At 40.0% G+C, this 24,083-nt stretch carries 25 protein-coding genes and 1 riboswitch; of the genes, 20 read left to right on the top strand and 5 right to left on the bottom strand.

Features of this window, described 5'->3' with window-relative positions; translation table 11 throughout:
• The first annotated feature begins 58 nt into the window (after positions 1–58).
• The 19 genes from P2W73_RS15125 (at position 59) to P2W73_RS15035 (ending at position 14,050) form a co-directional block, all read left to right on the top strand.
• On the top strand, positions 59–505 hold the full coding sequence (locus P2W73_RS15125; protein ID WP_276502906.1) for a hypothetical protein: 447 nt from the start codon (positions 59–61) through the stop codon (positions 503–505).
• A 92-nt stretch (positions 506–597) separates the two neighbouring features.
• Positions 598–936, top strand: coding sequence for a DUF4134 domain-containing protein (locus P2W73_RS15120; protein WP_439145493.1), 339 nt, complete (start codon positions 598–600; stop codon positions 934–936).
• 108 nt (positions 937–1,044) lie between these two features.
• Positions 1,045–1,371: a DUF4133 domain-containing protein gene (locus P2W73_RS15115; RefSeq protein ID WP_276502905.1), complete on the top strand. Its 327-nt coding sequence runs from the start codon at positions 1,045–1,047 to the stop codon at positions 1,369–1,371.
• A gap of 22 nt (positions 1,372–1,393) precedes the next feature.
• On the top strand, positions 1,394–2,194 hold the full coding sequence (locus P2W73_RS15110) for a hypothetical protein (protein ID WP_276502904.1): 801 nt from the start codon (positions 1,394–1,396) through the stop codon (positions 2,192–2,194).
• Positions 2,195–2,235: 41 nt separating this feature from the next.
• The gene (locus P2W73_RS15105; RefSeq protein WP_276502903.1) at positions 2,236–4,707 is read left to right on the top strand and encodes a TraG family conjugative transposon ATPase; all 2,472 of its coding nucleotides are present in this window, start codon (positions 2,236–2,238) and stop codon (positions 4,705–4,707) included.
• Positions 4,708–4,724: 17 nt separating this feature from the next.
• Entirely contained in the window at positions 4,725–5,285 is a 561-nt protein-coding gene (locus P2W73_RS15100; RefSeq protein ID WP_276502902.1) for an MT-A70 family methyltransferase, read from the top strand.
• Positions 5,286–5,296: 11 nt separating this feature from the next.
• The gene (locus tag P2W73_RS15095; protein WP_276502901.1) at positions 5,297–5,668 is read left to right on the top strand and encodes a hypothetical protein; all 372 of its coding nucleotides are present in this window, start codon (positions 5,297–5,299) and stop codon (positions 5,666–5,668) included.
• Positions 5,665–6,339, top strand: a complete 675-nt coding sequence (locus tag P2W73_RS15090) for a conjugal transfer protein TraI (protein WP_276502900.1) — start codon at positions 5,665–5,667, stop codon at positions 6,337–6,339. The genes P2W73_RS15095 and P2W73_RS15090 overlap by 4 nt, the downstream gene beginning before the upstream one ends.
• The gene (locus P2W73_RS15085; protein ID WP_276502899.1) at positions 6,336–6,974 is read left to right on the top strand and encodes a hypothetical protein; all 639 of its coding nucleotides are present in this window, start codon (positions 6,336–6,338) and stop codon (positions 6,972–6,974) included. The genes P2W73_RS15090 and P2W73_RS15085 overlap by 4 nt, the downstream gene beginning before the upstream one ends.
• Positions 6,971–7,597, top strand: coding sequence for a TerB family tellurite resistance protein (locus P2W73_RS15080; RefSeq protein WP_276502898.1), 627 nt, complete (start codon positions 6,971–6,973; stop codon positions 7,595–7,597). Before P2W73_RS15085 ends, P2W73_RS15080 begins: the two co-directional genes overlap by 4 nt.
• A gap of 24 nt (positions 7,598–7,621) precedes the next feature.
• Positions 7,622–8,785: a conjugative transposon protein TraJ gene (gene traJ / locus P2W73_RS15075; protein WP_276502897.1), complete on the top strand. Its 1,164-nt coding sequence runs from the start codon at positions 7,622–7,624 to the stop codon at positions 8,783–8,785.
• A gap of 1 nt (position 8,786) precedes the next feature.
• The gene (gene traK, locus P2W73_RS15070) at positions 8,787–9,404 is read left to right on the top strand and encodes a conjugative transposon protein TraK (RefSeq protein WP_276502896.1); all 618 of its coding nucleotides are present in this window, start codon (positions 8,787–8,789) and stop codon (positions 9,402–9,404) included.
• Between the two features lie 4 nt (positions 9,405–9,408).
• On the top strand, positions 9,409–9,894 hold the full coding sequence (locus P2W73_RS15065; RefSeq protein WP_276502895.1) for a hypothetical protein: 486 nt from the start codon (positions 9,409–9,411) through the stop codon (positions 9,892–9,894).
• A complete protein-coding gene (gene traM / locus P2W73_RS15060) occupies positions 9,891–11,177 on the top strand; it encodes a conjugative transposon protein TraM (RefSeq protein ID WP_276502894.1) in 1,287 nt (428 codons plus the stop codon). The genes P2W73_RS15065 and traM overlap by 4 nt, the downstream gene beginning before the upstream one ends.
• A 26-nt stretch (positions 11,178–11,203) precedes the next feature.
• The gene (traN, locus tag P2W73_RS15055; RefSeq protein WP_276502893.1) at positions 11,204–11,971 is read left to right on the top strand and encodes a conjugative transposon protein TraN; all 768 of its coding nucleotides are present in this window, start codon (positions 11,204–11,206) and stop codon (positions 11,969–11,971) included.
• A 31-nt stretch (positions 11,972–12,002) separates the two neighbouring features.
• On the top strand, positions 12,003–13,139 hold the full coding sequence (locus P2W73_RS15050; protein ID WP_276502892.1) for a hypothetical protein: 1,137 nt from the start codon (positions 12,003–12,005) through the stop codon (positions 13,137–13,139).
• A gap of 12 nt (positions 13,140–13,151) precedes the next feature.
• Complete coding sequence (locus tag P2W73_RS15045; RefSeq protein ID WP_276502891.1) at positions 13,152–13,448, top strand: hypothetical protein; 297 nt, start codon at positions 13,152–13,154, stop codon at positions 13,446–13,448.
• Entirely contained in the window at positions 13,445–13,618 is a 174-nt protein-coding gene (locus P2W73_RS15040; RefSeq protein ID WP_276502890.1) for a hypothetical protein, read from the top strand. Before P2W73_RS15045 ends, P2W73_RS15040 begins: the two co-directional genes overlap by 4 nt.
• Positions 13,619–13,780: 162 nt before the next feature.
• Positions 13,781–14,050, top strand: a complete 270-nt coding sequence (locus P2W73_RS15035; protein ID WP_276502889.1) for a helix-turn-helix domain-containing protein — start codon at positions 13,781–13,783, stop codon at positions 14,048–14,050.
• A 350-nt stretch (positions 14,051–14,400) separates the two neighbouring features.
• On the opposite strand, the gene P2W73_RS15030 is transcribed toward P2W73_RS15035, so the two are convergent.
• The 5 genes from P2W73_RS15030 to P2W73_RS15010 form a co-directional block, all read right to left on the bottom strand.
• Positions 14,401–15,657: a homoserine dehydrogenase gene (locus P2W73_RS15030; protein WP_276502888.1), complete on the bottom strand. Its 1,257-nt coding sequence runs from the start codon at positions 15,655–15,657 to the stop codon at positions 14,401–14,403.
• An 84-nt stretch (positions 15,658–15,741) separates the two neighbouring features.
• Positions 15,742–16,800, bottom strand: coding sequence for a homoserine O-acetyltransferase family protein (locus tag P2W73_RS15025; RefSeq protein WP_276502887.1), 1,059 nt, complete (start codon positions 16,798–16,800; stop codon positions 15,742–15,744).
• A gap of 1 nt (position 16,801) precedes the next feature.
• The gene (locus P2W73_RS15020) at positions 16,802–18,127 is read right to left on the bottom strand and encodes an O-acetylhomoserine aminocarboxypropyltransferase/cysteine synthase family protein (protein WP_276502886.1); all 1,326 of its coding nucleotides are present in this window, start codon (positions 18,125–18,127) and stop codon (positions 16,802–16,804) included.
• A gap of 222 nt (positions 18,128–18,349) precedes the next feature.
• Positions 18,350–19,531, bottom strand: coding sequence for a trans-sulfuration enzyme family protein (locus tag P2W73_RS15015; RefSeq protein ID WP_276502885.1), 1,182 nt, complete (start codon positions 19,529–19,531; stop codon positions 18,350–18,352).
• 208 nt (positions 19,532–19,739) lie between these two features.
• A riboswitch (SAM riboswitch) is annotated at positions 19,740–19,869 on the bottom strand.
• 180 nt (positions 19,870–20,049) lie between these two features.
• The gene (locus tag P2W73_RS15010) at positions 20,050–20,910 is read right to left on the bottom strand and encodes a hypothetical protein (RefSeq protein ID WP_276502884.1); all 861 of its coding nucleotides are present in this window, start codon (positions 20,908–20,910) and stop codon (positions 20,050–20,052) included.
• A 163-nt stretch (positions 20,911–21,073) separates the two neighbouring features.
• On the opposite strand from P2W73_RS15010, the gene uvrA reads away from it, so the two are divergent.
• Complete coding sequence (gene uvrA / locus P2W73_RS15005; RefSeq protein WP_276502883.1) at positions 21,074–23,983, top strand: excinuclease ABC subunit UvrA; 2,910 nt, start codon at positions 21,074–21,076, stop codon at positions 23,981–23,983.
• Positions 23,984–24,083: the final 100 nt, after the last annotated feature.

Below are 24,083 nucleotides of genomic sequence, written 5' to 3'. Positions count from 1 at the left end.
GTGACCTGTTAGTAATTGAGTGAGTATTGTTTTTTGTGAAGTTTGAAAATCGTGAAGTATGGTAAACAATATAAGCTGGGGCAGCTATTGGTCTGCCCTGACCATCATGGTCATAATCTATTATGCGTTTGTGATTCTGGTTTATTACCGCGACGACTTACGCAATCGCCTGGCTGGTAAAAATGGCCGTTTATCAGCCGGGTCTTTTCAACCAACACTTTTAAAAGTGGACAATCAAGAACACTCTGTCAGGGGAGGTGATGAAGTATTGCCAGTGTTGCAGTCAATTACCGATGAAATGGTTGCTTACCTGGGACAGGCATCGTATGCGAAAGCAGGTAAGACAGATATCATTTTTGCCTTGCAACAAATAGCAAGGAAATACGAAATGATAGAGATCAGCTCTCATAGGCAAGCTGTAAACAAGGTGGTTCAATTTGAATGTAAAGACAGATGTGCTGTTCATCTGAGTGAGGAAGAGATAAAGCAGGTGTGGATGGTTTAAGGTGGCCAGCGTTCCCTGCCGGTCTCTCCATCAAGGAGAGGCCCGGCGCAGGGAACAACAATGATTTCTAAAGTGAAAATGAAAATGTGTGTATGAAAAATAAGAGAAGTTTATGTAAGCCTTTAAACAGGCAACAAAAGATCAGTATTGCCTATATGACTTTTGCTGTATTGGCAGGATTAATAGCAATCGGACAGGACGGTAATGCCGGCATCAATGAGGCTAATATGAAAGTAAGAAGCTATTTCGCATCAGGCACAAACCTTATGTATGCAGTGGGTGCGGTGGTAGGATTGATCGGTGCTGTAAAAGTTTATCAGAAATGGAACAGTGGTGATCCTGATACTGGAAAAGTTGCTGCGGCATGGTTTGGCAGTTGCGTTTTTTTAGTGGTTGTTGCGACTGTGATCAGATCATTCTTCGGTGTATAAAAAATCTAAGTATGCAAGAGATCGTCATTCAGAAACTTCATCATTACATCACGGATCTCATTCAAAAAGTAAAACGAAGCAGGGGAATGAGACTTTAATCTTTAACCGATGGCAACAAGTGTATATCAAATAAATAAGGGAATTAACAAACCGATTGAATTTAAAGGCTTAAAAGCGCAATATATCTGGTATCTCGGGGGCGGGTTATTGGGCTTGCTGATTTTCTTTGCTGTAATGTACATCAGTGGTGTAAACGCTTTTGTTTGCCTGGCAATTATTATCGTATTTGGAACGGCTTTATTCATGCACGTCTATAAATTGAGCCATAAATATGGACAATATGGTATGATGAAAATGCTGGCGAAGCGTAGCATCCCAAAGTGTGTAAAATCAAATAGCCGAAAAATATTTCTGAGTTTGAAAAAGAATAGTTGATGAATAGATAAATGCAAAGAAAATGGAAGTCAAGTTGCCGGTTTATATCATTGAAGAAAGACCATTCTATGTAGACATTGACAAGAACCAATTATGGGAAGTGTACCAGCCCGTTAATATGATATGTTTTGAGAACATGCACTACAGGGATACACATTATTTCGTCACCTATGATTTGGTGAATTCACTTTCTCCCGCTCTTTTATTAAAAAATCCTGAGCAGAGAGAAGGGATACAAATTCCACAAAAAGTAGAATTAGATCCCATAGGAATTTCGAAAAAATATAATGTTCCTCTGGATTCTCTTGCAGGAAGGAGTGACTTTGATGTAATTGTCAATCATGATTTGTTGAAGAAACGTCAGACGGGAGTATTGCCTACAATTGACATCGCCGGCAAAATGTATATTGTTGATTGCAGGTTGAATGAATTACGTCCGAAAGATGATTTTAGTTACAGTATAAAATTTGACGATTTATACTACCGGGTTGAAGATGAAAAATACCTCGCTTATTACAATACAGCATCGCACCGTATTGAAGAAATTGATCTCAATTTAAGATCACTTCCTAAAAATGTCGTGCAAATTGAAATTCCAGGTCAGATAAGTCTGGACCCGGTTGCTGTAGCAAGGAAATACGAACTAGATTTTAAAGACACATTACTAAAACATCCTTTACATGAACATCGGAAATTGAAAACAATGCCTCTTAAGGATACGAACCTGCCGGAATTGGTAAAAAGTAATAGACAAAGAGTGGATTTGTTGAATAAAAGTAAAGATGAAAAAGACCGTACAAAAGGAAAAGGGCGGGGAATTTAGTTATTAAAAAAATTGTTGGCAAATACAAAAGATAAGTGATAATGGAAAAGCAGTTGAATGATATTTTACCAATAATGGGTGTTGAGCATGATTGCATACTTTCAAAACAGGGTGATGTTACGATTGCTTATGAGGTAACACTGCCGGAACTATTCACGATGTCGGATCAGGAATATGAAGCATTGCATCAGGTGCTCATCAAGTCCATCAAAATATTACCACGCCACACTGTATTTCATAAACAGGATTGGTTCACCGAAGCAAAATACCAGGCAGATTTCTCAAAAGAAGATAAAAGCTTTCTGACCAGTAGCAGTGAGCGGTTCTTTAATGAGCGGCCATACCTGGATCACCAGTGTTTTATCATGTTAACAAAAAAGCCTGCGGGAAGGAAAGCGGGAAGTTCTATGTTTTCCAACCTGCTTCGTAAGTCCATTGTACCGGAAGAAACATTAAAACCACAATTATTACAGGATTTTTTGGATAGCGCCGGCCAATTCGAAAGAATTTTAAAAGACAGTGGTTTTCTCCAGCTACGGCGATTGACCAATGATGAACTGAGTGGAAATAATAGTTACTGTGGGTTAGTGGAGCGTTATTTGAACCTGCAGCCCAATGAAACGAACTTTATTCTAAAAGATATTAATTTTGAGGAAGGCATTAGAATAGGTAATGAATATTGCCAACTATTTACTTTAGCCGATGCACAGGGCTTGCCAGGCTTTTGTGGTTCAAGGGTCAATTACGATAAATATTCTACGGATAAAACAAAATTCTCTGTCGGATTTGCCTCTACTTTAGGGCAATTGCTTTCCTGCAATCATATTTTTAATCAATACATCTTCATAGACGATCAGCATAAGACCATTCAAAAATTAGAAAGCAAGAGACTGCGCTTACAAAGTCTGAGTGCTTATTCAAGAGAGAATGCGATCTCAAGAGATTCAACCAATGATTTTTTAAATGAGGCGATCTCGCAACAGCGATTGCCGGTGAAAGCGCATTTCAATGTATTAGTGTGGACGGATAATAAAGAAAGGTCTAAAGATCTTAAAAACCTGGTATCATCAGCCCTCGCCCAGATGGACGCGGTACCGAAGCAAGAGCTGGACGGTGCACCGCAAATATTCTGGGCGGGCATACCGGGGAATGAAGCAGATTTTCCTATGAACGACAGCTTCGACACCTTTGCTGAACAGGCCTGCTGTTTTTTAAATCTTGAAACCAATTATAGAAGCTCAATCTCCCCAATTGGCTTACGCCTCGGTGATCGCCTGACAGGAAAGCCCGTTCATGTTGATATCTGGGATGAACCAATGAAGAAGGGAATTATTTCCAACCGTAACATGTTTATTCTTGGTCCATCCGGTTCTGGTAAATCATTTCTCACTAATCACATGGAGAGAAGTTTTTTCGAACAGCAGACACATATACTGATTGTAGATGTTGGCCATAGTTACAGAGGATTATGTCAAATGGTGAATGGGTATTATTTCACCTATGATGAAAAAAAACCAATCCGTTTTAATCCGTTCTTTATTGGGGAAGGTGACGTACTCGATACCGAAAAGAAAGAAAGCATCAAGACATTGCTGCTAGCCCTTTGGAAAAAGGACAATGAAACTTTCAATCGTTCTGAGTACGTTGCCCTATCCAATGCCCTGCAACTCTATTATGATCATTTGGGTAAGAATCCCGAATCCTTTCCTTGCTTCAATTCCTTTTATGATTTTCTGCAAACAGAATTTGTGGAAGTTTTGAAGACAGACAAAGTAAAAGAAAAAGACTTTGATATTTCTAATTTTCTCTATGTGCTCCGGCCATATTATAAAGGCGGCGAATTTGATTACCTATTAAATGCTACAGAGAATCTTGACTTATTGAAAGAGCGATTTATTGTATTTGAACTGGACAATATTAAAGATCACCCGATACTTTTTCCTGTTGTTACTATCATTATCATGGAAGTTTTTATTTCAAAAATGCGGAAGCTGAAAGGCGTTCGGAAAATGATATTGATAGAGGAAGCCTGGAAAGCCATAGCCAAAGAAGGGATGGCAGAGTACATCCAATACTTGTATAAAACAGTTAGAAAATTCTATGGAAGTGCGGCAGTAGTTACCCAGGAAATAGAGGATATGCTCAGCTCTCCTATTGTTAAGCACGCAATTATTAATAATGCTGATATCAAAATACTGTTGGATCAATCGAAGTATCAGAACAAGTTTGATCAGATTCAGGAACTGCTGGGATTGACCGATAAGGAAAAAGCATTGGTCTTGTCGATCAACAAGGCCAATGATCCCAGTAAAAAATATAAGGAAGTATTTATTTCTCTCGGTGGTATACTATCGAAAGTTTACCGGACAGAAGTATCGTTAGAAGAATACCTGGCTTATACGACCGAGGAAACTGAAAAAGTAAAGGTGATGCAATATGCTGCAAAGTATAACGGCGACATGCAAAAAGGAATTAGGGCTTTAGCAGATGAAATGAGAACAATTAAGAATTAGTTATTGAAGATATTGGTTTGAAAAGTAGGTTTCAAATATTAATGATTGATCCTCCCTGGAAAAAGAAGAAAGGTGGATTGCGAAGGGTAAGACCGAATCAGGAGAGGGAATTCGATTATTCTACTATGTCAACAGAAGAGATTTTTATGCTATTGGATAAGGAAATATTTATAAATACTGATAGTCCGCATTGTGTTTTTATGTGGACGATTGAACAGTATTTGCTGGAATGTGAGGATTATATGAAGGCTCGGAATTATAAAAGACATTGCAGGTTGATCTGGGATAAAACCAATGGTATTGCTCCTGCATTTACTGTCCGGTACTCACACGAATACCTGATCTGGTATTATAAGCCGCAGCTACTTTCTGTGGCAAGGGAGTGGCGGGGATATTTCAGAACTGTATTTACTGAGAAAGCAAGGCAGCATAGCAGAAAGCCAGAGCTTGCCTATAAAATGATTGAACGCTTGTATCAGGGAGTTAGAAAGATTGATGTTTTTAGCAGGGAGAGAAGAGATTCATGGGAACAATTTGGAAACGAGCCAAATTATTTTACTAACGGAAGCAATGTTTAAAATTATTTTTTATGAAAACTTTATTGCTTATTCATCTTGTACTTTTATTATTAGCGGCTTGTTCTTCCCAGGACGAGATGCAAACATTTATTCCCGGTACTTATATCCGGTTTTCACAGCATGAATACGGAACGGAGTATGACACGCTAGTTATAACGCCGCAAAACAAAACAGCAAACGAGTACAAAATTTTGCGAAAGTGGAAGTATGAGCGGGTGCTGGACGGTTCGCCCATTGAACCCGAATACAAACGACTAACTACTTCAGGAATCTATAATACAAAACATAAACTATTACAGGAAACTGAAACAGGAGATATGTTCTCCTTTGATGTAAGGGGAAAGCTATTATTTAATGGACCTACTAAATATCAGAAACTATGAAAAAATTATTGGCAATGACGGGATTGATATGTTGCTTGACGGTGATGCCAATACAAAAAACAGAGGCACAAATACCAATCCTGGAAATTATAAAGCAAGGCATCAAAAAGGTCATTATAGCGGTTGACTTGAAAATTCAGCGGTTGCAGAATAAGACTATCTGGCTGCAAAATGCTCAGAAGACACTGGAAAATACTATGTCGAAGCTGAAGCTGGATGAAATATCGGATTGGGTAGAGAAACAGCGAAAACTCTATGCCGATTACTTTGATGAACTCTGGAAAGTTAAAGCGGCGCTGACCTATTATCACCGGGTAAAGGAGATCATTGAGGGACAAGTGCAGATGGTCGGTGAATATAAAGTTGCCTGGGCCTTGTTCCGGCAGGATAAGAACTTCACGGCAGATGAACTGGACTACATACATAATATTTATACGGGGATGTTCGATGAAAGTCTGAAAAGCATTGATCAGCTTTTTTTGGTGGTCAATGCCTTTGCGACACAAATGAGTGATGCGAAAAGGCTGGAAATTATTAATACTGTATCGGATAACCTTCAGCAGCAGTTCATGGATTTGAAGGACTTCAACGACCAGAATAAAATGATCAGCCTGCAGAGAGCTTCAGGGAAAGGTGAAATCGAATACGTCAAAAAACTTTATGGGCTATGAAAACAATTTTTATCCTACTGCTTTTAGGTATTTCCCTTTTTGCCAAAGCGCAGAATTGGGAAGAATGGACACAGCTGAGGAAAACACAAAAGAAATACCTGTGGCAACAAATAGCAGCGTTGCAGGTTTATATCGGGTATGCAAAAAAAGGCTATGATGTGGCTAATAAAGGATTAGCTACCATCCGAAATATTAAAAACGGTGACTTCAATTTACATCGTGATTTCATTGGGTCTCTCAAACAGGTAAACCCTAAAATTAAAAAGTATGCTAAGGTCGCTGATATTAGTGCTTACCAGGTTCGCATCATGAAGGAAACTAAAAAGACGCTGCAGGGTATGCGTGAAACCGGGCAGTTTACAACGGATGAACTCGATTATTGCAAAATAGTTTTTGACAATTTATTGAAGGAATGTCTCAAAAGTATTGAGGAATTATTTCTCCTTATCACTTCGGGAGTATTGGAAATGAAGGACGATGAAAGGATTAAACGTATTGACGCTCTGTATACTGACATGCAGAATAAGTATGCCTTTAGTTCCACTTTTAGTGAGGAAATGGGACTGTTATCGGTGCAGCGTATAGGGGAACAAATAGAAATCAATCTTTCTAAAATCTTAAATGGATTGCAATGAGAAAGATATTTATAATACTGCTGATGATTACAATAAATAAAATCTCTTTTGCCCAGAGCCAGGAAGCGCAGCAATTGCTTTTGAATTGGGAAAAACTGACCCAATTCAAAAAAATCCTGCAGAATATGTATGAGGGCTATAAGATCATACATAAAGGCTATACAACTGTAAAGAATTTATCTGAGGGGAATTTCAGGTTACATAAGACTTTTTTAGATGGTTTAATGGAGGTGAGTCCGGCAGTTAAAAGATATACGCGGATCGCTGATATCATTAATTATCAGTTTCGGATTGTGAAAGAATATAAAGGGGCTTTTAACCTGTTCAAGGCAGATAAAAGTTTTACCGATAAAGAAATCGAATACCTGGGAAAGATATATGCAAACTTAGTTGATCATAGTGCAAAAAAACTGGAAGAACTCTCAATGGTTATCACGGCTGGCAAATTAAGAATGAGCGATGATGAACGTTTGCAGGCTATTGACCGGATTTATGCTTCTATGGAAGATCAATTCGCTTTTCTGAAGGAATTCAATAATAATACGGCCCTTTTATCATTACAACGAAAAAGTGAACAAGCGGAAATCCGGATATCAAGAAGGATCAATGGTTATCAGGAGTAATTGGAGCTATTAAAACTTGTGGGCATGAAATTGTGTGTAAGAATTGCTTTTATAGCAATAGTGATACTATTAGTTCCTCATTTGGCGGAGGCGCAGGACATGGCAAATCGCATCAGGAGCCTTCATGAAGTGCTGGAGGAGTTGTATGATGACATGATGCCGCTTTGCAGCCGGCTTATTGGCGTAGGTCGAGGCATAGCCGGTTTTGCCGCTACCTGGTATATTGCCAGCCGTGTATGGGGGCATATTGCAAGAGCCGAGCCTGTAGACTTTTATCCCTTGTTCAGGCCGTTTGTGTTAGGCTTTGCTGTATTGATCTTTCCATCGGTCATTGCTATGATTAACGGCGTGATGAGGCCCACCGTTACTTCAACAGCGGCGATGGTAACGGATTCTGACAAGGCGATAACACAGTTGCTCAAAATGAAGGAAGAAGCCATTAAAAAAACGGCTTATTGGCAGATGTATGTCGGCCCCTCGGGCGGTGGCGACAGGGACAAGTGGTACAAGTATCATTATGGCGACCAAAACGAAGGTTTTTTTAAAAGCATTGGCAATGATATCAAATTCGCCTTTGCTAAGGCTTCTTATAACTTTCGCAACTCCATCAAGCAATGGATGGCCGAAGTACTCAAGGTGTTATTTGAAGCTGCCGCCCTTTGCATCAATACTATCCGGACGTTTTATATGATCGTATTGGCTATTCTTGGGCCGCTTGTTTTTGGCATCGCCGTCTTTGATGGATTTCAGCACACCTTAACAGTTTGGATCGCCCGTTATCTCAATATCTTCTTGTGGCTGCCGGTGGCTAATGTTTTCGGCGGAATTATGGGCAAAATACAGGAGAATATGCTGAAGGAAGATTTGCAGCAGATTGCTACAAACGGGGATACATTTTTCAGTACGACAGATACAGCCTATCTGATCTTCATGATTATTGGAATCATTGGTTATTTCACTGTACCAAGCGTGGCCAACTACATCATTAATGCCGGTCCAAATAGCGCATTGCTACAAAAAGTCACAGATCGATTTTCGTACGAGACAAGCAGGGCTAAAAACATGACAATGGCTGGTGGCGGCATGGTAGCAGATGCTTTCGGTAGTGCTGCATCACAAACTCGCCAGAGCATGGCTGGACACGGCTCCACTGATGGCTATTTCAAAGACAAAATAAAAGGGAAATAAGATGTTCCAGAAAACAAAAAATATAGACACGGCATTCCGGCATATCCGGCTATTTTCTGTTACGTTCATAATAGGCTGCATCATCATTTCGGTGTTTATCGCTTACAAAAGCTATCAACTGGCTTCCGAAACCCAACAAAAAATTTATATCCTGGCAAATGGTAAAGCACTGGAGGCTTATTCGGCAGACCGAAAAGATAATATACCCGTTGAGGCAAAGGATCATGTAAAAATGTTTCATCATTATTTCTTTTCACTTGACCCGGATGACAAGGTCATTCAATCCAATATCACCAAAGCCTTGTATCTCGCCGATGGTTCTGCCAAACAGCAATATGATAATTTAAAGGAGAACGGATATTATAGCAATCTGATCGCTGGTAATATAAGCCAGGAAATGCAGGCCGATAGTATAATCATCAATACCGAAAGCTATCCATACTATTTCAGGTATAAGGGGCAGCAAAAGATCATCCGGCCTACTACTATTGTTATCAGAAGTTTGATCACGGAAGGTTATTTAAGAAATGTTTCCCGGTCAGATAATAATTCACACGGTTTCCTGATTGAAAAATGGCGGACGCTGGAGAACAAAGACATCAATACTCAAAGCAGATAGATTCATGTTTGGCAGAAAAAGAAATAAAGAACAAAAGGAAAACCCATTGCAGGATAAGGTAGCTGGAACGATCGCGGGTGCAGGAATAAAGATGCAATCGAAATTTACTGATTTTATGAATAAACTGTTTGCCGGTATGAATATAAAAAAATTAAAAACCTTTTTGATCGCCTTCTGTCTTAGTTGCGGTGGATATAGTATTTATCTAATTGCCAATGCGATTTTCAGTTCCGATAAAAAACAGCGTTCGTTCCAAATTGACCAGGTAGAAGTGCCCAAACACTTCGACAAAGCAGGCGATGAAATAATTCCACCTGAAAGCTATGTGGATAAAGAAACCTACCGGAAAATACAGAGATTCAAACAATACATGGATAGTCTTCAAATCAATAAAAGCAAACTCTATGATAGCATCATGATCGCAAGACCCGGCTTAATGGATAGTATTCTGATGCTGGAGGAAATTTATAATTCACAAAAACTAAAATGAAACGTATGAAAAGTGCAGAAAGATCGCAAGCATTCCTGCGAAAAAGAAAAATGATGCTGGTAATGCCTTTACTGGTCATCCCGTTTCTAACAATGGCCTTCTGGGCAATGGGTGGCGGTAAAGGAAGCGACGGTTCGAAGCCTTCTGTCAATAATCAGGGGTTAAATCTTAACCTTCCGGATGCGAACCTAAAGGAAGACAAGGTTTCGGACAAACTTAGTTTTTACTATAAGGCCGATAAAGATTCCATGAAGTTGCAGGAGTGGATGCGAAGCGATCCTTATTATATGAAAAGGGATACCATACTAAGTAAACCTGTTTCTAATGACCTGGAACAACTCACAGAGAAAACAACATCAAAATTTAATCAAAGATTAAATACCTCGCCCTATGAAAATAAAGGGAATGATCCTGAACAAAAGATCATCCAAAAACTCACACTACTGGAAAAGGAGTTAAATAAAACGACAGCAGTAAATGATGAAATGGTCAACGAAAAAGAAAATGGGTTTGACCCGGCATTTTCAAATGAGGTAGACAGATTGGAAAGCATGATGGGAATGATGAATAAAACCGATACCGATGACCCGGAAATGAGGCAACTAGACAATACTTTAAATAAGATACTGGATATTCAGCATCCTGAAAGGGTCAAAGATCGCATCAGAGAAAAGTCCTTGCAAAGTAAACAACAGGTATTTGCTGTCAGTAAAGAGCCGAAAGAGGAACGTATCAGTTTGCTAGATACTGTAGAGAAAAAGCAGGATAACGAAACAGGATTTTATGGATTAAATGAAGAATCAGAGGCTAACGAAGGTAATAATGCTATTGAGGCTGTCGTACATGAAAATCAGACATTAGTAAATGGCGCTGTGGTGAAGCTTCGTTTGCTGAACGATATTTATATCAATGGCTCCCTGATCCCAAAAGGCAATTTTGTGTTTGGGATTACTTCCCTTAATGATGAACGCCTGCAAATTGAAATCAATTCCATTCGTTGCGATCAGTCGTTATTTACTGTTAAGCTGGAAGTGTATGATATGGATGGACTGCCCGGCATTCATATTCCCGGTGCAATCACCCGTGATGTTGCAAAGCAATCTGCCGACAACGGCCTGCAACTAATGGAACTTTCCACTATGGATCCGTCATTTAAAGCGCAGGCGGCAGCGGCTGGTATCAACGCCGCAAAAAGTTTACTGAGCAAAAAAGTTAAATTGGTCAAGGTTATGGTTAAAGCTGGTTATCAGGTTTTACTCAAGGACAGAAATATTCAACAATAATTTCTTAACCACTAAAAACAATTTTTATGAAACGATTTGTGTGTTTGGTTTGTGGATGCTGGCTACTCGTTTCCGCTATGGCGCAAACCCCATCCTTATGTATTACAACAGATAAAACTACCAGCCTGATCTTTCCTTTTGCCATCCGTCATGTGGACAGGGGAACAAAAGACGTGCTGGTGCAGCAAGTAAAAGAGGCTGATAACATCTTGCTCGTCAAAGCAGCCGCAAAGGAATTTCCAGAAACCAATTTAAGTGTGGTAACTGACGATGGCAGTGTCTATTCATTTGGGGTATGCTATGATAGTAAACCGTCAGTATGGATCTATAATATGCCTGTTAACAGTAAGGCGACATTAGCCACCTATGCCAATGGTATTTTAGATAACCAGCGAACAATGCATGGCATACGGGATCATAACTGGGATATGCTGGCGAAAATAACGGGCATATACATCAAAGAGAATGTTATCTATTACCAACTGCAGCTCGATAATCAAAGCCCCATTGACTATGACATTGTGCTGCTGCGGTTTTATATCCGCGATAAGAAGAAAGGTAAGCGAACAGCTATACAGGAAATCGAATTAAAACCTTTGTATATAGCTGGTAATACTATGCAAGTGAAAGCCGGAAACAACAATGTCATAGTTGTAGCGCTGGATAAATTCACGATTCCTGATGCCAAATACTTGGCTATTCAAATCATGGAAAAAAATGGCGGCAGGCATCTATTTATGAAAGTGAAAAATAACAAGATTATTAAAGCTGTTTCCTTACCTGATCTGAAGTGAGTACAAATTTGCAACCTTTAAATTCAATGCTATGGAAAATAATTATCCCATTCCCAGGAATATACTTGATGGTTTTGATGTCGCTGGCTTAATGAAGAAAATGGCGGGTGCAGATTGGTATTATGATTATACAGAGGACCCGGATGTATGGGATAGAGGCATTAATCAGGTAAATGACATCAAGGCCGATTTGTTACGGCTCTCCAAAATGGAGAATGGAGTAACGACAGCTAACTATTTATGGGATACTTACGTACCGGTCTATTCCGTTAAAAGACCCGATTTTCTTGTGCAAGTAAAACAAAATGATTTATCAACTTCAAAAAATGATATTATGAACCAGGATAATTTAAACTACCTGAACAACAACCTGAAGTTTTCAGGTTTTGGTGAAGCGTTAAACGCGGAATTGGAAAGCAATATTAAAAAGGCTATTCCGGAATTTACGTTGAACCATTCAACAGACTTCAATAACCGGAAAATGGAAGCTACTCTTTATTTCAAACAGGGAGAGCAGAACGAAATGTATTTTTTTAATAAGTACGATGCAAGACTGAGCAAAGGCAATGAAACCCTGGAGCAAACTTTTTATATGGACAAAGGAAGAGGATTTACTTTGAAGGAAGCGGCTAATTTATTAGAAGGCCGTGCTGTTAACAAAGACTTTGTGAATTCAGACGGACAAAAATACAATGCTTGGGTTAAACTCGATTTTGAGAATAAGAATGATCAAGGTAATTATAAAATGCAAAGGTATCATGAAAATTTTGGGTATGATATTGAAAAAGCTTTAGGAAAGCATTCAATTAAGGAATTGGAAGATCAAACCCAAACAAAAGATCTTCTGCAGTCATTAAAGAAAGGGAATCTTCAGGCAGCTACTGACCAAAATGGAGAAAGAATATTTATTGCAGCAGAGCCTGAAAGCGGTAAAGCTAATAAGGTAGCATTATACGATAAAAATTTAAGAGCAATTACCGTTGAAGTGAGAAATGCAAAACAATCGGAAGTAAATGGTGAAAAGAAAGGGAATAAAAAGCAAAACGGTGAAGGTGATGATTTAATTCCCAAAACCGAGAAAAAAAAAGTGAGGGGGAAAGCGAAAGGAGGTGATGACGATTTGTTGCCAAAGAATAAGGAAAGCACAGGTAAGGGAGTGAAGATTTAAAAACAATGTCTTATGGGACAGTTAGAACAATTATCTGAATTTTATAAAGCTATAGAGTATGATGCCAGAATCGGGGTTACTCATATTAGCATCTACATGGCATTATTTCAGTTTTGGAATCTCAATCATTTTCAGAATCCTGTTTCCGTTACCAGGCAAGAAGTGATGCAAATCGCAAAGATCAATGGCCGGGCCACTTACCATAAATGTATAAAGGAATTAGAGGAATACGGATACATCAAATATATCCCATCATTTAATCCCTTTTTAAAAAGCCTGGTGTATATGAAAAATGCTGAACCGAAATGAGAGTTTTTTTAATTAAAAAGGAGCAGGAAAAAGATTATACTATCATGAAAGTAAAGGATGAAGATATTTTATCATTCAGGAAAGAATATGGAGATAAAATATTGTTGGAAGCGGATTCTATTCAGCAATTGTTGATCACTTTTGGTGAGGCAAAAAAGCAGATGAAATAGAAACCGAATAGGAAAACCGCCCAGAAGAGGAAGCGGGCAACGCTGGAGAGCGACCCGCCAGCAATATGGGTGCAGGCGGGGATAAACCCAGGATAAAGCCCGGCAACGGGCTTTATCCATATTGCGAGATCTTGATATTATTTCTTATAAAAAAATAAGTGTATGTCAGTAGAAATAGTGACGAAGGAAGATTTGCAGGAATTACGAACGCAGCTGATTAATGATCTTAAAACAATCATTATTCAAGCTCGGCAACCTACCAATGAAAACATTGAAGGATATAAGACATCTCATGTGCGGAAGATTCTGGGTTGTTCTGTGAACAAATTGGTTGCGCTCCGGATCACAAGAAAGCTTCGCATGAAAAAAATCGGCGGTACCAACTATTATAATAAGGAAGATGTGAAGCGGTTATTAGAAGAAGGATATTAGAAATTGAAATGGCTCCTCAAAGAGCCTTTCTTATTTGGTAAACTATCTTGCAAGCTTTAGATTTGCAACATGCTCTTTCGAGTTTTATTTGTCAGTGAGTTAATCCGTGAGTTTGATATTCTCTGAGTAAGGAACACATTGATAATCAATTAATTTATAAGCTGGTTCGAATCCTGTCTTCCCGACAAAGTCCTGCCGAAAGGCAGGACTTTCCTTTTTTAATAGGCTGATGAAAATATCATAGATGCATGATTAGAAGGATTAACATGAACAGTTCTGCCAACTAAATAAAATGCAAAAGGCCTCTTTGACAGAGACCTCTTGTATAACTACACAACTAATAAGAAAAACTATAGAAGTCCGGCTAATTCGAGGCTTTTCTTTTTTAATTTTCTAAGTTCAACATCTTCAATCACCGGGTCAGGGGTAAGAATCAGCGACGTATTATTTTCTTTCCACCAGTCATTGCCAATCAGCTGCTGGAAGGAGATCACACCTACCAGGTATTTTCTTTCCTCCTGCGCATGCCATTCTTCCAGCCATTCAAAGCGATCCTTTGGTATATATTGAATGTCATCAAAGCTCACATAAACCCGCAGAAACACATCCTGGCTTAGCTCATGCGGCTGGTGATGATATAATTTTTTATACTCGTATTTATATTGATAGCGCAAAGCAGAAATATCACTCAATACAGCCGAAGCGGTTGGAAAGCTTCCAGCTCCCTTGCCATAGAAAAATTGCTTGTCAGCAAATCCACTTTCAATTACCACGCCATTGTATTCATTTTTTACAAAAGCAAGGTGGTCGTCCGGTTTTACAAATTGAGGCAATACAAATGCCGCTACTTTCCCGTTTTGTAATTTTTTAGCCTGGGCTACCAGTTTAATCTGGTGATTCTTTTCTTTTGCTACGATTGCATCGCCGGCCTGGATGTTTTGGATACCATTAAACAAAATATTTTCAGGAGACTCGATGATGCCATAAGCATGTGTCAGCAGGAAGGTCCATTTATTCACTGCATCAAACCCCTCTACATCCAGTTTTGGATTGCTTTCAGCAAAACCAAGCTGTTGCGCTAAAATCAACGCCTGTTTAAAATCAAGACCTTCTTCAAACATTTTAGTAAGAATGAAATTGGTTGATCCATTAACGATGGCCTTGATGGAATGCAGCAGATCATTATCATAATACTCTTCAAGATTTCTGATGACAGGGATGGAGGCACAAGCGGCAGACTCGTACAAGAGAGACTGGCCAGTTTGCTGTTGTATATCCAATAAGGCTGGCAGATGTTCGGCGATCATTTTTTTACTGGCACTCACCACATCCTTTCCATTTTTTAGTGCCGTCGATACGATCTGGTATGCAGCATCAGCATCGTCGATCACTTCCACTATGACATTTATCTCCGGATCATTCAACAAGACTTCTTTGTCCGTTGTAAATAAAGATGCCGGGGCGTTCCTTTTCTTTTCCGGGTTCTTGATACATACTTTTTTCAGGGTGGCTTTAAGGGATGGTGTTTGTTGCAGCACTTTGTAAAGCCCTTCACCCACTACGCCGAATCCAAATAAACCGATCGTTAATTGCTTATGTGTTTCCATGTTTAAGTTTTTCAGTTCACAAGTTCATTTGTTCACAAGTTGCGGGTCGTTTTTTGAACTTGTGAACACCCAAACTCTTGAACTTTATTCGTTCACTACTTTTAAATGATGTGATTGTTTGTCTTCAATAAACTTTCTTAGGGCTGGTTCAATTTTTTCATATTCCAATAAAAAGCCATCATGCCCAAAATCGCTTGCAATGTTTAACAGTTCGGCGCCACGAATAGTTTTCTGCAAATACTCCTGTTCAGCAATTGGATAAAGAACATCTGACTTGATGCCTATTACCAGGGTTTTTGCGGTTATTTTCTGCAATGCAGCTTCGACACCTCCTCTTTTTCTTCCTACATCATGACTGTCCATGCTTTGACTAAGGCGATAATAACAAAGCGCATTAAAACGATTTACGAGTTTCAGCCCCTGGTACCGCTGGTAATTGTCCGAGGCAAAAACCACTTCATTATGCAGAGCAACAAAGGCCTTGTCCCTTGCCTGCGTTATATCATAGCCGTTGTAGTGCCGGTAGGAAAGTAAAGCAATAGATCTTGCTGCCGCCAATCCTTTTTGACCGGCATCAGGTCTTCTTTCCAGCCAGGAACTATCAGCTTCAATCGCCATGCGTTGGGAGGCATTGAAGGCAATTCCCCACGGCGATAAAATTGCATTGGTTGCAATCGGGACGATATGTTCAAACAATGCCGGCTCTTCAATGGCCCATTCCAGCAGTTGCATTCCTCCTGTGCTGCCACCAAGAGCAATAAAAATTTTACTTATTCCTAAATGATCTTTTAAGTGCTGGTAAGTTCTTACCATATCACGAATGGTAAAAAGAGGAAAGTCGTGATAGTAAGGTTGATTGGTTTGCGGGTTGATGCTTAATGGTGAAATGCTGCCATAAGGACTGCCGGGTTTGTTGACGCAAATAATAAAATATTTTGCCGGGTCAAAAAACCTTCCATCACCAACAAGACCGGGCCACCATTCCAAAGGGTTGCTGTTAGCCGTTAATGCATGAAATATCCATACCACATTGCTTTTATCAGCATTCAGTTTTCCATGGGTAGTATAAGCCAGGTGGTAACCCGGAAGAGTTACCCCTGACTCTAACGTAAACGAATTATCGTATTTAAAAATCGATGTCATCTTATGCTACTAGTTCTTTTGCAAATACTTTTTGAAATGCCTGTTCAAAATCTGCCTTGATATCGTCAATATGCTCTGTGCCTGTGCTGATGCGAATTAAATTTGGTAATACACCGGCTTCTTTTTGTTCAGCTTCACTTAACTGTTCGTGTGTGGTAGAGGCTGGATGAATAGCCAGGGATTTGGAATCACCTACATTGGCTAAATGGCTGATCAGTTGTAACGAGTCGATAAATTTCTTTCCGTTTTCAAGACCGCCTTTGATGCCAAAATTCAGGATGCCGCCAAAGCCACGTTTCAGGTATTTTTTAGCAAGCGCATTATAAGGGCTGCTTTTCAAACCGGGATACCATACATATTCTACTTGTGGATGTTGTTCAAGCCATTCGGCTAATGCCAATGCATTGTCCACATGTCGCTGAACACGGAGTGATAAAGTTTCCAGTCCTTGTAAAAGCAGGAATGAATTAAAAGGACTTAATGAAGGACCAAAATCACGAAGGCCTTCCACCCTGGCACGAATTGCAAAGGCGATATTGGGCAAGCCAAGCGGGTTTCCTTCTCCAAATACATCCCAGAATTTCAAGCCATGATAACCTTCAGACGGTTCTGTAAACTGCGAAAACTTGCCATTGCCCCAGTTATAATTTCCACCATCTACAATTACGCCGCCAATGCTGGTGCCATGTCCGCCGATCCATTTGGTCGCTGATTCAACGACAACATTGGCGCCGTGCTCCAATGGACGAAATAAATAGCCACCTGCTGCAAATGTGTTATCAACTACCAATGGCAGGTCATACTCCTTAGCCAGGTCGGCAAATTTTTCAAAGTCAGGAATGTTCAATCTTGGATTGCCAATGGTTTCAAGATAAATTGCTTTGGTGTTTTTATCAATCAGCGGCACAAAGCTCTCTACATCATCAGCCGTTGCAAACCGGGCTTCAATACCGAGACGTTTAAAAGCAACTTTAAACTGGTTATAAGTACCACCGTACAGGTAAGGAGTTGATACAAAATTGTCTCCTGCTTGCAGAATATTATTTAGTGCAAGAAATTGTGCGGCCTGTCCCGAAGAAGTTGCCAATGCAGCAACACCAGCTTCCAAAGCGGCAATGCGCTGCTCAAAAACATCCGTAGTTGGATTCATGATGCGGGTATAGATATTTCCAAATTCACGCAATCCAAAAAGATTAGCAGCATGATCAGTGCTGTTGAAACCATAAGAAGTAGTTTGATAAATTGGAACCGCCCTGGATTTGGTAGTGGGGTCAATTTGTTGACCAGCATGAAGCTGGAGAGTCTCGAAATGGAGTTTGTTACTCATAATTTATTTTTTTAAAAGTTTGAAACAAGCGGGTCAGAAGCAAGGCTACAAGTCAGAGGGAGGAAAATTTGTATGAGATACTACTACATACAACAGGTGGTACAACAAACACTCTTGCGAGTTTTAAGAATGATATTTTGTTGTTGTGTCACCGTGAGTTTAATTATCCTACGAATTTAGTAGGCTAATTTTGATCAAACAAATTTTTCCCATCGCCTTTTTCTAATTAACTGTTAATGCGTTTTGTGAACGGATGTTTGTTTTAAGGTTAAAAAATGCTTGTTCCAGGTCTTTTATTAAGTCGTCGGTTTCTTCTAATCCTACAGAAAGCCGTATCAGGCTGTCAGCTACACCGGCTGCTTTTCTTTTTATTTCAGGTATTGATTTGTGCGTCATTTGCGCCGGGTGGCATAGAAGGCTTTTTACGCCTCCCAGGCTTTCGGCCAGTTTGAAATAGCGGGTTGACTTTACAAAAGCTGTAGCGGCTTCAATTGTGTCGTCTTTTAGGGTAAATGATACTACACCTCCAAAAGCTTTTGATTGCCGGGCAGCCACAATATGATTAGGGTGAGATTTTAAACCAGGGTAAAATACTTTGTCAACACCGGGATGTCTTTCTAAAAATTTAGCTATAGCCAACGCATTGGCGCTATGCTGTTTCACCCGCAGTTCTAAAGTTTCGATACCACGTATGACCAGCCAACTGTCAAATGGGGACAGGATTGCACCACTTGCATTTTGAATGAATTTAATTTTTTCACCAATCTCTTTCTCTTTTGTTACAACCAGCCCGGCAATCAAATCACTATGGCCGCCGAGGTATTTAGTGGCGGAGTGCACTACAATATCAGCTCCAAGCGAAAGAGGTTGTTGTAAGGCGGGTGAAGCAAAAGTATTATCCACGCAAAGCAAACATCGGTTGGCTTTTGCAATTTTTGCGATGGCTTCGATGTCTGATATTTTTAATGTTGGATTGGTTGGTGTTTCTATCCAGATCAATTTTGTCCTGGTCGTGACAGCGTTGAAAACATTCTCTGCGTTTGTTGCGTCTACATAGTTAACAGTAATACCGAACTTCTCATAAACATGTGTAAACAAGCGAAACGCTCCGCCATAAATATCATCAACTGCTACTATTTCGTCACCGCTTTTCAAAAGCTTCACCACCGCATCAATAGCAGCCAGCCCGCTGCCAAATGCAATACCGGTGCTCCCGTTTTCAAGCGTTGCAATTAGCGTTTCTAATACTGTACGGGTTGGATTGCCGGTTCGGGCATAATCATAACCTTTGTTTACACCCGGCGCCTCTTGCACAAAAGTGCTGGTTTGATAAATAGGAACGGAGATGGCTCCGGTTAGCGGATCTACCGGGATGCTGTGGATTAGTTGTGTTGCGTTACTCATTTTGTTTAGACATTTTGTTGCTCACTTTTAGTCGGGGAGCTGATTAAAAATTGATTAGACAAGTCTTTACGAACACTGAAACAAGAAGGGGAGACAATGCTTACCGGAGAGTATTAGTTGCCGGTTCAGTCGGACAACAAAAAAGCTCATCCGATAAATCAGATGAGCTTTTGAATATTGTGATTAGATATTTTGAAGCTTTGAATCTGACTTATCTGTCCCGACATTCCCGTCGGGGTGGAATTGGCACCTTTTTCCGTCCTTCGATAAACTCAGGATGTCGGAATAGGTTGTCAAGGCTTCATCGGGCCATTACCCTCTGCCTTTCTTGATAAGTGATCTGTAAAGAACTGGTGCAAAGATAATGGCGCAATATTCAGATGGCCAAATTTTTTTGCAGTTAAAATTCATCAACAGTTGTTGGCGAAACCTAATAAGCAATTACTGAAATAAAAAAGAGGTTGCTTACGGGCAACCTCCAAATATTTTTCATTGGATACAAATTGACTATTTCTTTCTTATTGTTGTACAGCTGGCTGCTGAGTTGCGGGCTGTTCTGTAGCAGCAGGAGTTTCGATTATCTTGCTACCAGTGTAATGAACAGGTTTTACTTTAACAACTTTCTTTGCTGTTGACTTTTTAGTTGTTTTAGCTTTTTTAGGAGCTTCTTCAGTTGCTGCTGGCTCTTCAGTTGTAGCAGGTGTGAAGGCAACTGCAGGGTTTTCATTATCGTATTTGCAACCAATGCATACATTTAAAACGTTAGCGTCTTTGTCATAGATTAAAACACCTTCAGCCAATTCTTTAGCGGGTTTAGCTTTTGCAGTTTTTGCTTTCTTAGCATCCGTTGTTGTTTCTTCAGCTACTACGGGAGTTTCTTCTTCTAATTTTTGAACAGGAATTTTGTAAGTAGCAGGAGATTTTCTGAGCGTAGCTTTTATTTTACCTTGTGGTAAACCATCAATCCAAACAATACCTTTATTAGATTCATCCATTGCAATTGTTACAGTAGATGCTGCCCCGTCTTTGTCAGTGAGCTGGTATTTACCCAATACAGGAAATATTTTTTCGATAGTTAATGCCTCTGGCATTGGCTGCATTTTGTAAGTATCAGCACTCCAGTTATTGTATTTATCATTATATACTTTAGCGGTAGGCTGTTGTGTCTGTTCAGTAGCTACAGGTTGTTGAGCTGCTGGTTGTTCAGTGGGCTGTTTGGGAACGGTGTCCGTTTGGGCATTAACGGCAGCCGTAGCAAATAAAAGCGCTGCGCTGGTAATGATTGCGATTTTTTTCATGGTATTTTCAAATTTTGAATGATTTAATATCTGGTTTCGACACATCTTATTTAAATATTGTGCCAGAAATTCGTTTTTCACGGAAAATCGATAAAAAAAGTTGTTTTTTGCGAAATAACCCCTTCCTGAGACCCTCGTTTTCAAACGATAAAGTTGGATTCGAATTTTTCTAACTTTTTGCTTTAACGCTTGTTTTATCTTCGTTGGCCTCTTTTAATACTGAAAAAGGAACCTGTTTAAAAATATGGAGAATACCAGGGCAGATGCGATTGATGTTTTTGGCGCAAGGGAGCATAACCTAAAGAATATTGATATTTCAATCCCAAAAAACAAATTGGTTGTCATTACGGGGATTAGCGGAAGTGGTAAGTCATCATTGGCCTTTGATACCATTTACTCCGAAGGTCAGCGTCGTTACATGGAAACTTTCGGCGCCTATGCCCGACAATTCATTGGTGATATGGAGCGACCAGATGTCGATAAAATCACCGGGCTGTCACCCGTAATTTCTATTGAGCAAAAAACCACCAATAAAAACCCCCGATCCACTGTGGGGACCATCACAGAGGTATATGATTTTCTTCGGTTATTGTTTGCAAGAATTGGTGAAGCATACTCCTACAACACCGGGAAGAAGATGGTAAAATGGAGCGAGGAGGAAATCGTTGAAAATATTTTTGCAAAATATCATGGTGAAAAAATAAGTCTGCTGGCGCCATTAGTAAGAGGAAGAAAAGGACATTATCGTGAACTGTTTGAAGATGTCAGGAAAAAAGGTTTTTTGAAGGTAAGAGTGGATGGCGAAGTAAAAGACATTGTTCCCAAAATGCAGGTCGACCGCTATAAAATTCATGACATTGAACTGGTGGTGGACCGGTTACAGGTGACAAACGAATTAAAAGCAAGATTGAGTCAAAGCGTTCAGCAGACATTGAAGCTGGGCAAGGACCTGATGTTTGTGGCCCCCCAACCCCCCGAAGGGGGGCTTTCGGAAAAATCTGCTAAAAAGAAAAAGGCTCTATCATTGGAGGTTTTTGAAGCCCCTCCTTCGGAGGGGTTGGGGGAGGCCCGGTATTCAAAATTATTGATGTGCGAGGACACTGGGATTAGTTATGAAGAGCCTTCCCCTAATGCATTTTCTTTCAATTCACCTTACGGTGCCTGCCCTGTTTGTAAAGGATTGGGGACAACATTTCATATAAATATGGAAGCTGTTATTCCGGATAATAGCATAAGCATCAGTGAGGGTGGTATTGCTCCATTGGGAGGGGAAAGAGAAGCGTATGTTTACAAACAGGCCCAGGAAGTTGCTAAGAAGAATAAGATATCATTGACCAAACCGATAAAAGATATTCCTCAAAAAGCACTGAATATTTTGTTGTACGGTAACGAGGAAGGAGTAGAAAATGAAGTAGATTTTGAAAACATCAGGGAAGATTCGAATGGCACCTATGAAGGCATTGTAAATATGCTCAACCGTTGGTTCAACAATGGGCATAAGGAAGAATTGCGAAACTGGGCCGAAGAATACATGCAATTAAAACCCTGTGAAAGTTGTGGCGGAGCCCGATTAAAAAAGGAAAGCCTGTGGTTTAAAGTGGCCGGGAGAAATATCGCAGAGCTGAGCAATATGAACCTCGATAATTTGGCTGCATGGCTTGATGGTATTGAACTGCGTATTTCCAATAAGCAAAACATTATTGGTAAAGATGTATTAAAGGAAATAAGAGAAAGGTTACAGTTTTTGCTCGATGTAGGATTAACATATCTCACGTTAAACAGGAGTTCCAAAACCTTGAGTGGGGGTGAATCGCAACGAATAAGATTGGCGACCCAGATCGGTTCTCAGCTGCAGGGTATCACCTATGTATTGGATGAACCGTCCATCGGTTTGCATCAACGTGACAATCATCGCCTGATCGATGCGTTGAAAAATCTTCGTGACATCGGGAACAGTATATTGGTGGTAGAACATGATAAAGACATTATGCTGGCGGCCGACCATTTAATAGACATTGGGCCAAGAGCAGGTTTTCATGGCGGAAAAGTGGTGGCCCAGGGTGATCCTAAACACTTATTGAAATTGAATACGCTGACGTCAGGTTATTTGAATGGTCATCTAAAGATTGAAGTTCCCGCTGAGCGAAGAAAAGGCAATGGCAAGTTTTTAGAATTAAAAGGTGCGAAAGGAAATAACCTGAACAATATAAATGTAAAATTTCCCTTGGGTAAGTTTATCGTAGTATCTGGTGTAAGCGGTAGTGGCAAGTCGACACTGATCAATGAAACATTATATCCCATTCTTTCGCATCATGCCTATGGATCGAAAGGAACGCCATTGGAATATAAATCGATAAAAGGATTGGAGAATATCGATAAGGTAGTGGAGATTGATCAATCACCTATTGGTCGTACACCGCGGAGCAACCCTGCTACTTATTGTGGCTTTTTTACCGAGATAAGAACGTTATTCGCCTCAGTGCCGGAAGCAAAGATCAGGGGTTATAATGCCGGTCGTTTTTCTTTTAATGTGAAAAGCGGCCGCTGCGAAGTTTGTGAAGGTGGTGGTATGCGGGTGATAGAAATGAACTTCTTACCTGATGTGTATGTGCATTGTGAAAAATGTAATGGTAAACGTTACAACCGGGAGACATTGGAGATACGATACAAAGGAAAGTCAATTGCTGACGTATTGGAAATGACGGTGGAAGAAGCTGTTGAGTTTTTCCAGGCGGTTCCCTATATCTATAGAAAGATCAAAGTGCTGGAAGAAGTTGGTTTGGGCTATATAACACTGGGTCAATCGGCCGTGACATTGAGCGGGGGAGAGGCACAACGGGTAAAGTTATCTACTGAACTTTCAAAAAGGGATACTGGTAAAACATTTTATATCCTGGACGAACCAACTACCGGTTTGCATTTTGAAGATATCAAACACCTGCTGGATGTGTTAAATAAACTGGTGGATCGGGGAAATACGGTTCTTGTGATAGAGCATAATATGGATGTAATCAAAGTGGCCGATCATATTATTGACGTGGGGCCGGAAGGTGGTGATGGCGGCGGTATGATCTTATTTGAAGGTACACCGGAAGAATTAATAAAGAATAAAGAGAGTCATACAGCCAGATTTCTGAAGACCGAGCTAAACTAAATTAGACAGCGACAAATTGAGCAATTTTCAAGAGCCGGATGACTTTTATTGGGATGATGATAAGTGACAAAAATAAAAAACGGCTTCAATCATTGAAACC

Origin of the sequence: Terrimonas pollutisoli, assembly GCF_029360765.1 — a bacterium.
Lineage (GTDB): Bacteria > Bacteroidota > Bacteroidia > Chitinophagales > Chitinophagaceae > Terrimonas_B > Terrimonas_B pollutisoli.
Note: the sequence above shows the minus strand (reverse complement) of the source record. Positions and strands in the feature narration are given on the sequence as shown.